At 49.4% G+C, this 13,675-nt stretch carries 12 protein-coding genes and 1 pseudogene; 7 read left to right on the top strand and 6 right to left on the bottom strand.

Annotated features, from left to right (window positions below; genetic code table 11):
• Window positions 1-3 precede the first annotated feature (3 nt).
• Window positions 4-2,412 carry a Lon protease family protein gene (locus QUE75_RS06750; RefSeq protein ID WP_286254581.1) on the bottom strand — a complete coding sequence of 803 codons (2,409 nt, stop codon included), beginning with the start codon at window positions 2,410-2,412 and terminating at the stop codon, window positions 4-6.
• 239 nt (window positions 2,413-2,651) lie between these two features.
• On the opposite strand from QUE75_RS06750, the gene QUE75_RS06745 reads away from it, so the two are divergent.
• Window positions 2,652-3,029, top strand: a complete 378-nt coding sequence (locus tag QUE75_RS06745) for a PilZ domain-containing protein (RefSeq protein ID WP_058093151.1) — start codon at window positions 2,652-2,654, stop codon at window positions 3,027-3,029.
• Here QUE75_RS06745 and QUE75_RS06740 read toward each other — a convergent pair whose 3' ends face one another.
• The 3 genes and pseudogenes from QUE75_RS06740 to QUE75_RS06730 all read right to left on the bottom strand — a co-directional run bounded on the left by QUE75_RS06740 (window position 3,030) and on the right by QUE75_RS06730 (window position 5,370).
• A complete protein-coding gene (locus QUE75_RS06740; RefSeq protein WP_061331686.1) occupies window positions 3,030-3,500 on the bottom strand; it encodes a flavodoxin family protein in 471 nt (156 codons plus the stop codon). It lies immediately after the preceding gene.
• A 291-nt stretch (window positions 3,501-3,791) separates the two neighbouring features.
• Window positions 3,792-4,226, bottom strand: a pseudogene (locus QUE75_RS06735) (recombinase RecA); the annotation flags it as partial.
• 307 nt (window positions 4,227-4,533) lie between these two features.
• On the bottom strand, window positions 4,534-5,370 hold the full coding sequence (locus QUE75_RS06730) for an abortive infection family protein (protein ID WP_286254575.1): 837 nt from the start codon (window positions 5,368-5,370) through the stop codon (window positions 4,534-4,536).
• 431 nt (window positions 5,371-5,801) lie between these two features.
• On the opposite strand from QUE75_RS06730, the gene QUE75_RS06725 reads away from it, so the two are divergent.
• The 6 genes from QUE75_RS06725 to QUE75_RS06700 all read left to right on the top strand — a co-directional run bounded on the left by QUE75_RS06725 (window position 5,802) and on the right by QUE75_RS06700 (window position 11,960).
• On the top strand, window positions 5,802-6,461 hold the full coding sequence (locus QUE75_RS06725; protein ID WP_286254573.1) for a hypothetical protein: 660 nt from the start codon (window positions 5,802-5,804) through the stop codon (window positions 6,459-6,461).
• A gap of 37 nt (window positions 6,462-6,498) precedes the next feature.
• Window positions 6,499-8,097, top strand: coding sequence for an AAA family ATPase (locus QUE75_RS06720; RefSeq protein WP_286254572.1), 1,599 nt, complete (start codon window positions 6,499-6,501; stop codon window positions 8,095-8,097).
• Between the two features lie 109 nt (window positions 8,098-8,206).
• The gene (locus QUE75_RS06715) at window positions 8,207-9,112 is read left to right on the top strand and encodes a hypothetical protein (protein ID WP_286254570.1); all 906 of its coding nucleotides are present in this window, start codon (window positions 8,207-8,209) and stop codon (window positions 9,110-9,112) included.
• Window positions 9,113-9,198: 86 nt separating this feature from the next.
• Window positions 9,199-10,068 (top strand): DUF2971 domain-containing protein, encoded by an 870-nt coding sequence (locus QUE75_RS06710; RefSeq protein ID WP_286254568.1) that lies wholly within the window; start codon window positions 9,199-9,201, stop codon window positions 10,066-10,068.
• Window positions 10,069-10,533: 465 nt separating this feature from the next.
• Complete coding sequence (locus QUE75_RS06705) at window positions 10,534-11,103, top strand: DNA-binding protein (RefSeq protein WP_286254566.1); 570 nt, start codon at window positions 10,534-10,536, stop codon at window positions 11,101-11,103.
• Window positions 11,104-11,402: 299 nt separating this feature from the next.
• Window positions 11,403-11,960 (top strand): hypothetical protein, encoded by a 558-nt coding sequence (locus tag QUE75_RS06700; protein WP_286254565.1) that lies wholly within the window; start codon window positions 11,403-11,405, stop codon window positions 11,958-11,960.
• A gap of 208 nt (window positions 11,961-12,168) precedes the next feature.
• On the opposite strand, the gene QUE75_RS06695 is transcribed toward QUE75_RS06700, so the two are convergent.
• Both QUE75_RS06695 and QUE75_RS06690 read right to left on the bottom strand, forming a co-directional pair.
• Window positions 12,169-12,747, bottom strand: coding sequence for an SLATT domain-containing protein (locus QUE75_RS06695; RefSeq protein ID WP_286254562.1), 579 nt, complete (start codon window positions 12,745-12,747; stop codon window positions 12,169-12,171).
• Entirely contained in the window at window positions 12,728-13,609 is an 882-nt protein-coding gene (locus QUE75_RS06690; RefSeq protein ID WP_286254560.1) for an SMODS domain-containing nucleotidyltransferase, read from the bottom strand. Before QUE75_RS06690 ends, QUE75_RS06695 begins: the two co-directional genes overlap by 20 nt.
• Between the last annotated feature and the right edge of the window lie 66 nt (window positions 13,610-13,675).

Below are 13,675 nucleotides of genomic sequence, written 5' to 3'. Positions count from 1 at the left end.
CGGTCAGTGGATGGACGGATCTTTGTGATCGTCCCTGGCATGTTCCTGCCGTTCATGTTCCCGCATTTTCTCGAGCCGTTGCTGGATAATGCCAAAAACGCTTTGCTTGGGGTACCTGCCTTTGTCATCGGCCTTGCCCGCCGGTTTGCCAAGCAACAGTGTAATGGCCTCCTCCACACGGGCAACCGGGTATACGGCAAATTTGCCCGCTTTGGATGCCTTGACCACTTCGCTGTCCAGCATCAGGTTCTGCACGTTAGTGACCGGGATAATGACGCCCTGGGAGCCGGTCAGGCCGCCTTTCAGCTCACAGGTGGCGTAAAAGCCTTCGACCTTTTCGTTGACGCCGCCGATCGGCTGCACCTCGCCAAACTGGTTCACCGAGCCGGTAATCGCAAGATCCTGCCGCACCGGAATACCCGACAGTGCAGAGATCAAGGCGCACAGCTCGGCCAGGGAGGCGCTGTCACCGTCCACTTCGCCGTAGTTCTGCTCGAAGGTCAGACTGGCCGACAGGTGCATCGGGTCATTCACCGCAAAATGGGAAGCCAGCCAGGAGCTGAGAATCATCACGCCCTTGGAGTGGATATTGCCGCCCAGCTTCACGTCCCGCTCGATGTCCATGACACCGCCATCACCATAGTAGCAGGTTGCGGTTACCCGGTTGGAAAGACCAAACTCGAAACCGCCGGTCGACAGCACCGACAAGGCGTTCACCTGACCGACGCAGGTGCCGGTTGTGGTCACCAGGGTGGAGCCGTCCCGAACCGAATCGTAAAAATGATCCCGGATACGGCTGCTACGGTAACGGGCACTCTCCAGCGCGCGCTCAACGTGCACTTCAGAGATCAGTTTGGCACCCGCCTGTCGGGCCCAGAAATCGGATTCCCGTAAAAGGTTGGCGATGTCCGCTGCATGCAGCGAGAGCCTGTTCTGATGTTCGGCCATGCGCGCGCTGTGCTCGATTATACGGGCCACCGCTTTATTGGTGCAGTGCAGCAGCTTCTTCTCCACCACCAGACTGGCAATGAACTTGGCATACAGCAGCTGGCTCTCCTCGGTACGGTACATCTCGTTTTCGAAATCGGCCGTCACCCGGAACAGCTCGGCAAACTCGGAATCGTATTCCTGCAGCAGCATCCAGGTTTCGCGATCGCCAAACAGCACGATTTTAACATCCAGAGGTACGGCTTCCGGCTCAATGGAAATGGTCCCTGAAAGCGTCAGCTCCCGCTCCAGGGAATTGATCTGCAGGGTGCGGGAGCGCAGGGCGCGCTTCAGACCGTCCCAGACAAACGGCTGCTCCAGCACCTTGATGGCATCCATCAGCAGGTAACCGCCATTGGCCTTGTGCAGACTGCCCGGTCGAATCAGGGAGAAGTCGGTGAACACGGTGCCTTTGAACGTGACGTTCTCCACGTACCCGAACAGGTTGTGGTAGGTGGGATTGTCTTCCACCACCACCGGCACTTCATTGGTTTTCTGGTGCACCAGCACATTGATCACGTAGCGCCGGGGCGTTTTCTTGTCCAGTGAGGCGTAGGCGATCGCCGCCTGCTCTTCATCGTCCTCAAGGAAGATATCCAGGTTGTCGACCAGGTCTTTGCGAACGGCCTCAAGATAGGAAACCACGTCTGGCTGGTCACTGTAGCGTTTGACTAGCTCATCGATCTGGTGACCGGAAATGCCTTCGAGAGTTTCCTGATTCAATGCCTGTTGCTTCTCGGCGTACTCCTGCTCCCAATCGGCGAGCTTGCGAAGGGCCTGGCGGAGTTTCTTTTCAAGGGCGTTGATGGTGTCTTCAAACTTGTCACGCTGCTCGTCGGTCAGCGCCTGGAAGCTCTCCACGGTGTGGGGCTCATCGCCATTCATGGCAACCAGCCGATAGCCACCCGGTGTGGTTACCGTGAGGCTGACTTTCTTGCGCCGCGCCTGCTTGGCGACTTTCTCGAGCTCGTCTTCCTGCTTTTTGCCGTACTCGTTCTTGAGGTGCTCGGAGCGCTCCAGGAAACTGTCACTGTCAAACGTCTGGGGAATCACCTTCACCAACCGGGACATCAGCTTGTCCATGTCCTGCTTGAGCTGGGTACCCATCCCTGCTGGCAGTTGCAGCAGACGCGGATTGCGTGGCTCATCGAAGTTGGCCACGTAACACCAGTCGTGGCTCTGCTGTTCGGTATCGACGTGGTGTTCCAGGTACCGGAGCATCATGGTGCGCTTACCCAAGCCATTGCGACCGACCGCATACACGTTATAACCACCGTGGGGCATGGCGAGCGCAAAACGCACCGCTTCCTGGGCGCGGTTCTGGCCAACAATCTCAGCCAGCGGCTCCAGTTGCCGGGTGGTTTTGAATGGCAGATCTTTAAGAACGCAGGCTTTGTAGAGCTGATGCAAGGGCAATGACTTCAAGTTCGATTCCCGTTGAGTTCGGTTTTGAGTAGTAACTGTCGCTCGCATTGTAGTGTTTGAGCTTCAAGCTGTCGCCTATCCGCGCCGCATTTATCGGAAGAGGCCGGATTCGTGACAATATGCCAACCGGGTCACAAATTCCCCCTTGGTCATTTTTCAGGCAGGCCGTCGATTACTACACTTCCATGCCCGGACGGATTCCGGACACAACAAGTACAATACGGGTGATGGTCAAAGCAATGACGAATTATTCCGCAGATCGCCGCATCAAGGATCGTTTTTCGGCGTCGTGTCTCAGGGTGCAACTCCGTGAGAGGGCGTTCTTTGGTCGCGGGAAGCAGCCAGTGGCGGTAACCTGCCTGGACCTCAATCGTTACGGTATGGCGGTGCTGTGCCCTCGGCCGGTAGACTCCGGCGCGCATTTGTTCCTGGATATTGAGGGTAAATACATCAGCGAGTCGCGCATTGATGCCCGAGTGGTGTCGTGCCAGCCGTTTCAGACGGGCTTCCGTGTGAGTCTGCAGTTCAGCTACTGTCTCGACAAGAAAGGCTACTCGAGAGCGATCGACAATGCCCTTTCCAGAATTGAGGGTTTTTACAACCGGTTCGCCAGTTAATCAGATCAGGCCAGCATCCAGGCTGGCCGCCACGTACATGCCCAGTTCCTCGCACTGTTGCTCGAATTCATCCCTGTAATCTCCCCTGCACAGCAATGGCTCCTGTATGCGTTTCCAGCGTAATCCGGTGGTGATGCTGTCGATGGCGCGGCGGGTGCCGGTGCCGTCGTGGCCGGCGCGGATGTAGTAGGCAAAGGGCAGGCCTTGGGTTTTCTCGAGGCAAGGGTAATAGCTTCTGTCGAAGAAGTCTTTGAGGGCGCCGGACATGTAGCCGAGGTTTTCGGTGGTACCTAGGATGATGGCATCGCAGGCAAGGATGTCTTCGGGGCCGGCATCGAGTGGGGCTTTTACCACCACTTCGACGGCTTCGATGTCGGGGTTACGGGCGCCTTTTTCTGTGGCGTTTCGGAGTTTCAGGGTATTTGGGGATGGGGCGTGGGCTACGATGAGCAGTCTCTTTTTGCTAGACATTTGCCGTCCGACTCCCTTCTTGCCGTTAACTCATGGAGCATGAGTTGTGGCAGGAACCCCCTCACGGGAAACGCTACGAGCACCCCTACGGGGTCCGGCCAGCAATCATAGATTGCTGGCGTTCGGCTGCGCATGAAGCTTCGCTTCATAATCGCTTGCCTCACCCCTGTGCGCTTCGCTCCGGCCATCCATGGCCTACGAGATTCCCGTGAGGGGCTCCCTGCCACAACTCGCTAGGCTCCGAATATGCCGTCCAACGTATCAATGCCGCATAGAGCCGTATGAAGCGGGTTACAGCAACTCGCCACTCGCTTCCACCGGCGCCTCGGCCGCTTCTTTCTTCACCGGCTTGGGCATCAGTTTGTCGCGAACCTTGGCTTCGATTTCGTTGGCGATATCCATGTTCTCTTCCAGGAACTTGCAGGCGTTGGCTTTGCCCTGGCCGATTTTGTCGCCGTTGTAGGCGTACCAGGCGCCGGATTTGTCGACGAAGCCTTCTTTTACGCCCATGTCCAGAACTTCGGCCATGTGGTAGATGCCCTTGCCGTACATGATCTGGAACTCGGCCTGTTTGAAGGGCGGAGATACCTTGTTCTTGACGACTTTTACGCGGGTTTCGTTACCGACCACTTCGTCGCCCTCTTTGACAGCACCGATGCGGCGGATGTCCAGGCGTACGGAGGAGTAGAATTTCAGGGCGTTACCGCCGGTGGTGGTTTCCGGGCTAAATGTGTCCTCTACTTAAAACCAGCTTTTTGTATGAAAGAGATTAACAACACAGAATAAATTTTCCTAGTGTAGTGCCGATGTAGCGGGAAAGAGTGTTGGTGCCATTTATTCTACAGCCGGAACCTGGCAGAGACCCCAGAATGCCTCATCGACCAGGCTGGCTAAGCAATACAGCATTATCATTGTTCCCAAAAAACCCTTGCCCCCAAACAGCCCCTTTGGCATCAACAAACAGTACCAGGTCGGATTTCGGTGCCAGGCTTTGAGTTGGTGCGTTGGGGACATAAAGGCCTTTCTTAGCCAGTTAGAATCCAGGGTCCTTTCTTTTATCCCACGACTCAAGAACGAACATTGCCAAGGTATGAGCACTATGAATTGCCAATCGGGCGTGCCTGGGCTCCAATTTATAGATCTGCTTCCCTGCTCCATGAGCTGAGCTAGCGTGTGTACGTAGCGCCCCAACACCATCAACGATTGAGTGCATTCCTGATAGAATTTTGCGTAAATCGTTGTCTTCTATGCGCTTCGGGTCAAAGTTCAAGTATTCGGCCACTGGCTTCCAGAGGTTTTTTAGATCCTGTTTTGCCGGTTTCTCCAGCTTCTCTTCGTCGATCATGATCTTGAAAAGAGACTCCAGAATATTGCATGCAGCTGAGCATGCCTCGCGAGGCTCAGTATTCGTATTGTCTATCGCTCGCTCGAATTCCATATCGATAGAGATTAACTCACGACCTTTGATCAGATCAGATAAGCTCTTTGTTGCACCCTTCATCCCTACAGCCGATTGAACCTTTCCTCCTATCCGGTATACCAGGTCATAACGCTCAAGCACCTCCTTTGTCTTTCTCTGAAATGTCTCCCGAGACAAAGACCCTGGCGGTGATCCAAACAGCTTCGAGTGATGATCATCCGGAGTCTCCATCTCCTCTTCGATTAATTTACCCAGAACCGCAAGAGGGGTCGAGGATTCCACGTTGGTTCGCCTAAGCCAGTCCTGGCACTTCACAGGTTTACTGCCCTCTGGAGGGTCCCCGGGAGCGTCTGCGTACATGAACATGCTGTCCAGGTCGGCGTGAGTTTTAACTTGAGACATGTGTTTTGCAATGAGAGCAATAATCGGCGCTGGTATCTGAGTCTTCAAAAGAAAATCCCCTGGATCTGTGAACCCAGGGGATAGTCTACATCAGCTTGAGCTGTGTAACTCGGCGGCGGCATGGCCAACGCCGCCGGATAGTCCTTTAGATTGAAACAGCCCCATCGGCGTTTGATCTGAATGTTCGCTTTACGACCGTTAGGGTCCCCGTAGATTTCTAAACAAAAGCGAACATTTGAGTCAGGGCTTTTCGCCAGAGTCTCCAAGCTAATCACCGCCATTTCACCCAGTATGATTGGCAGAGCAATTTGCAGACGCTGAATGATTACATGGCAGAGCTGGCAATGCTCGGCTAAGCTATTGTTTTATCGATTCATGTGCAGCGTGATTGATGGTTCAGAGTCAGTGATAATGATGCAGTCAAATTTCTGCAATGATAAAGCACGCTGACTAATTGCTGTTGAAGAAGGAGATTCCTGATGGGTTGGAGCGACCTTGGCCTTATCTTTTTAGGATGGCTCCTGGGACTGCTTTCTCCTGTGATCCAGAATTACATTCTTACCCGGCGGAAAAAGAAGCAGGTCGAGAAACTGATCGAAGCAGAAGTTTCTGAGTTAGCTAAGCAACTGGTTGTCGTGTCGTTTTTGCTGTCGGAAAGCACTTTTTCTCTAACCAAAGACTTTGTGAAATGGTGCCTTCAAGAATACGAGAAGTTCGACACCGGAGCAGATGAGTTCCAGATCAAGGAACGGTTGGAGCGGTTCGTTCAGAATAGTGCCCAACAGTTGGACGAATATAATACAAAGCAATCGCTGAGGGGATTCTCTCCTGTAGGGGTCAAGAGGTATGAAATGCCGTATTCATTGGCCCATGCCAACTTTTTTCATAATCTTGAGCAAGAAAAACAGTCGGCGATATGGGAGGTTGCTAATCGGCTTAACACCTTTAATCAAGAGGTTGACCAATTGAGGGAGTACAGAATGATGACCTTCGATGAGTCGATTAGTAATGCTAATCACGAAATCATAAAAGCAGAACTGGTTGCAAAGAGCAACTACCTTTCACGATACTGCAAAACCATCATTGCAGCCTCAAGTAAAGTTCTTCATAACAATGCCATGCACGCGACAAGCGCGTGATGGCGGGCATTATGTTTTATAAAGAGTATGGATACAAATGACACAGTTTAACTTAAATTATCCCCAGAATGATGGCCAGCAAAAGCAACTAACCATAAGGTCTGGGGAGATACTGTTTATGGTCGGACCAAATGGGACTGGAAAGTCAACACTTATGCATGCCTTTACGACACAGAATACTGGGAAAGTGCGTAGGATAACTGCTCATAGGCAAATATGGTTGAACTCAGACTCTGTTGATTTGACTCCTGCCTCACGCCAGCAAATGGAAACGAATATTATCCAGAGAGATCGTCAGGAAGACTCTAGGTGGAAAGACGATTACGCCCATCAAAGGTCGCAGGCAAACATATTTGATCTCATTGATTCTGAAAATGTTGATGCAAGAAAGATTGCTGAAGCAGCCAGAGCGGGAAATATGGCTGATGTTGAGGCATTGGCAAGAGAACAGTCTCCGATATCAAAAATGAATGACATACTCCGAATTTCCAACCTTCACTTTCAGGTCGATGTGGATCAAGGGAGCAAACTGATTGCCATTCGTGAGGGATGCCAACCGTATAGCATTGCGCAACTTTCTGATGGCGAAAGAAACGCACTGCTGATTATTGCTAACGTACTCACAGCACCTAAAAATACATTAATCTTACTTGATGAACCAGAAAGGCATCTCCATCGGTCAATTGTTTCTCCTCTTATCAGTACTTTGCTTACCTATCGAGAAGACTGCGCATTTGTGGTTTCGACACACGACATCACATTACCTCACGACCAAGAAAAATGCGGGGCACTTTTACTTAGAGAGTATTCACATCAGCCAAGACATTGGTCCGCAGACCATGTTGAGAATATCGAAGAGATGGATGAGGACATAGCTCTTGCAGTTCTTGGATCGAGAAGAGCTATATTGTTCGTGGAGGGTGGAAGTTCAAGCTTAGATCTTCAGCTTTATCAAATTCTTTTCCCAACCAAAAGTATAAAACCGCTTGGGAGTTGTGTTGATGTAGAGAGGGTCGTCTCAGGTATTAGAGCATCTGAGCATAACCATTGGATATCTGCATTTGGAATTATTGATAGGGATAATCGAACTGATGAAGAGTGCGAGAGATTGAAAGAAAACGGAATAATTCCGTTAGAACAGTATTCCGTAGAATCTCTTTACTATCACCCTTCGATTATACGTGCTTTGTTAACTCGTGTAGCTACAGTAAATGAAATTGATATTGGCGCTACGATAGCTGAAATTATAGATTCCGTAGTTCAAGCCACAAATGAACATAAAGACCGAATGGCTGCCAGAATGGTCGAAAGAAAAGTAAAGGATCGCGCATATAGAGAGTGCCCAAACTGGAGAAGTATACTGGGAGGCGATGTGGAAGTAGCGTTTTCTTCGGCCCCAATTCTCAACGAGGAGTTAGGGTTAATCTCTGATCTAATTGATAGAAAGGATATAGGAAAACTTATTTCTCGCTACCCGCTTAGAGAAACCCCAGCTCTTGAATTAATAGCCAAAAAGGCTTTGTTTCCATCAAGAGAGAAATACGAGCAAGCAGTCAGAAAGATGCTGATTGACTCTAACGAGACCCTGCAAATAATGAGAGACATTATTCAGCCAGCTACAAGGCTATTGAGCTAAACATAACAAACGCGTCGATAAAGACGTGGACTGTTGGAAGCGCCTTCCATGGCTCCTTCATCGCCATTCCAAGGTCGCCGCTGTACTTCGGCATTAGGTTTTAGACGTTATGAAATATGTCCTTCGTCGTGAAGTTCTTTCTTCAACAGCAGAAAAGCAGATAAGCGAGGCCAGTTTCCGGGAGATCTCTGATGCTCGCCAAAATCTATTTGAGCTTCTCGCGATTGAGGAAAAGTATGACCTCCTCATCAGAAACTACCTCGGGTTCGAGCAGGTGGTTTATGACTCATCCATTAATGGTCTGCTTTACACGGAGCGATCATGGTCAGATTTCATTGAGCACATCCAGGCCGCAAACCTTGCCGTAATGAACCTCTTGGCAATGTGTAGGTCCTACGTCGATCATACTCCACAGCATCTGTCTGCAATTTTTCCGGATCTGCCAGAAAAGAAAGATGCCTTTCATAACGAACGAAAAACCGTCTACTCCGAGTTTTTGGGGTATCGGGTTTTGTATGAAATTCGTAATCATGTGCAACACTGTGGTCTGCCGGTTCATTCTTTCACTTTGGGAGGAAGCTGGTTAGATACAAGAGATGCATGTCGCCACAATGCGATTCCTTATATATCTGTGGCAGAGTTGGCGAAGGACAATAGTTTCAACAAAAAGATTCTTCAAGAAATCCAAGATATGGGCGAAAGAATCGATTTGAGACTGTTAATACGTGAGAATATGTCGGCTTTCGCGCGCATACATAAATGCGTGCGTGCATTAACCAAAGATCTCGCTGATGACTCCGAGAGAATCGTCTCTGATTGCCTTAAAGATTTCGCAAAAAATTACGATTCTGACCTGATTGGATTATCAATTATGGCGCTCGATACAGAGGGGCGGGTGATAGATAGATCTTCTCTTTTCGACGATATGGTCAAACGACGAAGGTATCTTGAGGAAAAGAACAAAACACTAGTAAATGTGGAGAGGCATTTTGTCACGGGCCAAATTGAAACCTAGCCAGACGCTGTTGCCGCACAATTTTCCCTTCTCTTCGCGGCTCCAAAATTGCCCTAAAGCTTCGCGTTAACTCTACGAGTGTCTTTATGCTGTATCACTACACAAGCTTGAACGGACTGCTTGGCATACTGGAGAACCAGGGAATTTGGGCGAGCCACTGTGAGTACCTGAACGACTCCAGCGAAATTTCCCATGCCTTAGATTTTGCGAAACACTTCGCTGGGGGAATCTATATGGAAGATGACTATATTGCTGCATTTGGATGGGCACTGAGGGATGCCATTGAGCACATGGAGCGCCAAGACGTCTACGTCAGCAGCTTCAGTGAAAAGCCCGATCTGCTTAGCCAATGGAGGGGATATTGTCCAAAGGGCGCGGGGATATGCGTGGGATTTGATCGAGCTGCTGTCGAGGATTACTGCAAGCAGAATGGTTTTGTCTTATCAGAATGTCTGTATGACGAAGATGAGCAGCGTAATCGCATCTTTGAGCTAGTAAACGAATGTTTTACAAAGTTTCCGAAACCCGGAATATCACGTGCAGAATACGATGCTCTGAGCACTGGGAAGCAATGTGAGCATGAATTGGCGTACAGATTCTTTACCTCGGAGGGAGACGGAAAGTTTGAAGCCAAGACTGCTATGAACGAATTCTGCGGTGCTATCAATGACTACGCCCCACTAATGAAGAACTTTGGATTCCATGAAGAATCAGAGTGGCGTGTTGTGGCGCGGAATCCGGATGCTGATGTCCGACACAGGGCTGCAAGCTCCCACTTGGTTCCTTATATCAACTTGTCGATCATCAAGCATAATAAAAATGCTATTCGAAAAATTATCATCGGTCCAAATCCGAATGCGCGGAGATGTTCTGCTTCAGTTGAATCACTATTGAAGTCCAAGAATCTTGATCATGTGAATGTTGAACATTCGAATATCCCGTTCAGTAGCTGGTGAGAGTTAACCAGTCACGGAAGGCGGATGCTTAGCTTGGGACGCGCCGCTCCGATTTCGCGTTATCGCACCATCTGAATGTTCGCTTTGCGACCCAGGAGCACCTAAACAAAAGCGAACATTCATGCCTCCGGAAGACCTGACGGCCTGGGAAGTATCTGGCCATATATCAACGGGTGGAATATTCTAATCAGCAGTGCAACTGAAACAGGGGTGCTTACAACGGACTGAGCGTTTCTAGTAGCTGCCATCGACGTTGGCCTAGTTAACTCCCAGGGGCTCTACCCCGTTACTGGGGACATTCCTAAAAAAGTATAGCCCGTCATTCCTCATCACCTCCACCCTTCACATCCAACCAATAGCATCAAGCTTCCTGACGAACAAGTTACTTACTTTATTACTTACTTACTTTCTTTCTTAGTATTTGTGCTCTAATATTCAGTACCAGTCTGACATCAGGAAGTGGTTATGCGCCCAGTACAATATCCGAACGAAAAAATTATTGAAGCAGGCACAAAGATACAAGACGAGGGTCGCACGGTGACCGCCTTCGCGATTCGTAAAGCCATTGGAGGTGGGGATACCAAAAGGATCGCACAAGTTTGGTCTCAGCACGTGACCGAAGCGACCAATGACGAAGCTCCAGCCCCAGACCTACCGGTCGAAGTCGAGGAAGCGCTTGCCGCAGGTAGAGAGCGTTTCGGGGACTATCTTCGGTCAATTGCAACAGAAATTAACAAAGTTTCTAATCGGGCGGCAGACCGCCGAGTGGCCGATATGACGCGAGAACTTGAGGCTGCAAAGAAGCAAGCGGAGGCGGAAATGGCCGACTCTAGCGCTATGATCGAAGAGCTTGAAGATAAAAATAGGGACCTCGAAAACAAAGTCGATCAACTTGAGATGGATCTGGGTATTGCCTGCCGGGATCGTGATGAGCACAAAGAGAGAGCGGATAAGGCTGAGACAAAGCTTTCACAGTCAGGTGGCATGGAAGCTCTTCTAAAGCGTATCGAGAAGTTAGAGCACAGCAGTAAGTGAATTGAGTGGCCTCAGAATAAAACGAAATGAGAGGTCGCGCTCAAAAGGAAGGGGGGGGCACGATGGCGCGGAATACTCAAAGATCGCATACCCCTCAACTCCCGATCCACAATCGCCTCCTTTAGCGGCAATTCACGATGTGATATTGACTTATTTCACAAAAAATGGAATCTTCAACGCGTCTCGTTCAGACAGCGGTTTTCCCCGTGCCGCGTGGGTACAATTCCCGGAGCCTTTTTTCGTTTAGGTTTTGACGTCTATACATAATTCTTTCTGCGGGGATCATTGAGGAAGAAATTATGTTCACAGACACCCTCTCAAACATTGATTACATTAATAAGTTTTTAGCGCCCAATCTAGACAATATCGAGCGGCAATACTCACCAATAGGAAAAGAGGTCGGCATTGACTTCGATAGCCTGACGCTGGGCCGGTTTAAATCCGGGAAAAAGCTCGATCCTTTTGAAATACAGGTACTGGCTTCGTTTACAGGCATTTATTCACTCGATGAAATTGAGACGCCAGAAAGAACATTGAGACTTATTTCTGAGATTGGCTTCGCCTCGGCTGAAGCTCGCTTAAGTATCCAGTTGCGACTCTTACAAAATCAAGCAGTTAGAACGGGCGTTCGAGTCAACCATTATGTTTATTTGCCTGGAGACATTGACCTTTATGTCTACGTCGATCCAGATGGCGCTTGGTTTAGCAATGTCGAAGAGGCCGATTTCATTGAACATCGCAACGGCTTGACGAATAAAGTTTTAAAACACATAAAATACTGTGCGAAAAAAATGCAGAACCGGGAACAGCAACGGGGAAATGACTCAACATTTTCTTTGCGCTTTTCCAAAAGATAGGGGGGGCTGCCGTTTAGCTTATGGCACTACACTATTACGTTGGCCAGACGCATCGCTTCGGTTTTCGAGAGCCTGATGCCCGCATAGATGTTGCTGACCCAAGCCACGCAACATCCCCTCTATTTACTAAGCAATGGATAGCAAAAACGAAAAGGCTCCGATCCCGAGGGCAGAAAAAAGGACGACACTTGATTCTGAACCTGCTGCGTCAACATTCGTTTTTCTTGAGACTATTAGGTAAGAAAGTATCAATTTCTTCATCAGAAAAGGTCATGTCTTCCATGTTTTTCAAAGCATTTTGGGCCTGACTGTATGCCCTGAAGTTAGTACTCGGTGCTCCAACATAAATAGAGTGAAGCTCAACTAACAATTCGTTTCTTTCGATCCTCACCTGATCCTCAGTCAGGGCATTAGAGCGCAAGTCAGTCAAGAGCGATAAATATCGTTCTCTAATCAACCATATATCAGCGGCGGCTTGGCGGTGTTTTTGCGCCAACTGGCCTAGGTCATAGTCCTTCGTATACCCATTCAATACAAGCAAGACTGCGGAAACCCCGCCACCAATTATCGTACCCACCTCTCCTGAACCAAAGAGTATGGAGATGAAACCAACCGTACTCCCAGCTGAGAGCACAATCTGTGCAATCTTAATTCGCGATTGGCGTTTGAGAAGTATGTCCGCGCACCTCTCATGGGTTTTGTGTGAATAAACGACTCGGCCATAGCACTCCCTAATCTGCTCCTCAAGGAAGGGGCCTTGTTCTCGATTAGTTTGGGAATTTTGCACCAAAAATCTCCCTCCAACGCTCTTTGGCGGACCACTCGCGTGACGGTTTCGCCGACTCATGCTCGCACGCTTCAAGCGCAATGTTGTGGCATCTTCGGGCCTTAAACTGAAAAAGCCCCTTTCGATACACGTGCTGACCGCTTCCGGGAGCTTTCCAGTATGTTTTTTCCTTATCCTGGTTCGCCATGAAGTTTAAAAAGTCTCGACACATCCAGTCATAGTAAACAAAGGATTTGTCTTTATACTCCCACGTCGCAAGAAACTGATAAGCCAATGTATCGACCAGCAGCCCGCCTACAGGAACATCCCAGTTTCTTTTCCAAATGCGCATCATTCTGCAAAGCCAGACAACGTTTCTCTTGCAGAGATTGTTTCTCTCCCTAATCGCTTGCTGTTCTGGCTTGGGATCCGTAACGCGCCAACGTCCGCCGTTGTTGGCGTCCGGGTACGTGTAGCTTTTACCCTTGTTCAAAAAAGCTGGCAAAACTTCGTAAGTGAGCCCATCCTTGAAAGGAACTAAAATTACTTGACCATCGCCTCGTATCGAGGTTGTTGCATACGTACGCTCAATCGAACGCTTTACCTCTTGCAGTAGCGCAGATTGGCCATTTCCGTTGTAATTGTCGTATCGCTCATACACGGAATACGGTAGTCGAAAGAGCATATCTAGGTCACTAAAGCCACATACCGCAGTATTCCGGCCATAGGACCCTACATAGAGACTGTGGGCAGCATCGGATGTGGTGTCCCAGAAGTCTGTGTTCAATCTTTTCGTAATCGCTTTGTACCGGCTTGAAATCGAAGCCTGATCCTGAACCCTAATGTTTTCACAAAACGTTTCAAACCAGTTCCCTACAGCCATGACTTTTCCTTGAGTTCGAGGGGCCAGATAGATAATGCCGTCTCAATATTCCTGTCAGGACCTATC

The organism is Marinobacter shengliensis (genome assembly GCF_030297115.1).
In the GTDB taxonomy this organism is placed as follows: Bacteria; Pseudomonadota; Gammaproteobacteria; order Pseudomonadales; family Oleiphilaceae; genus Marinobacter; species Marinobacter shengliensis.
This window is presented reverse-complemented; position numbering and strand designations above follow the sequence as displayed.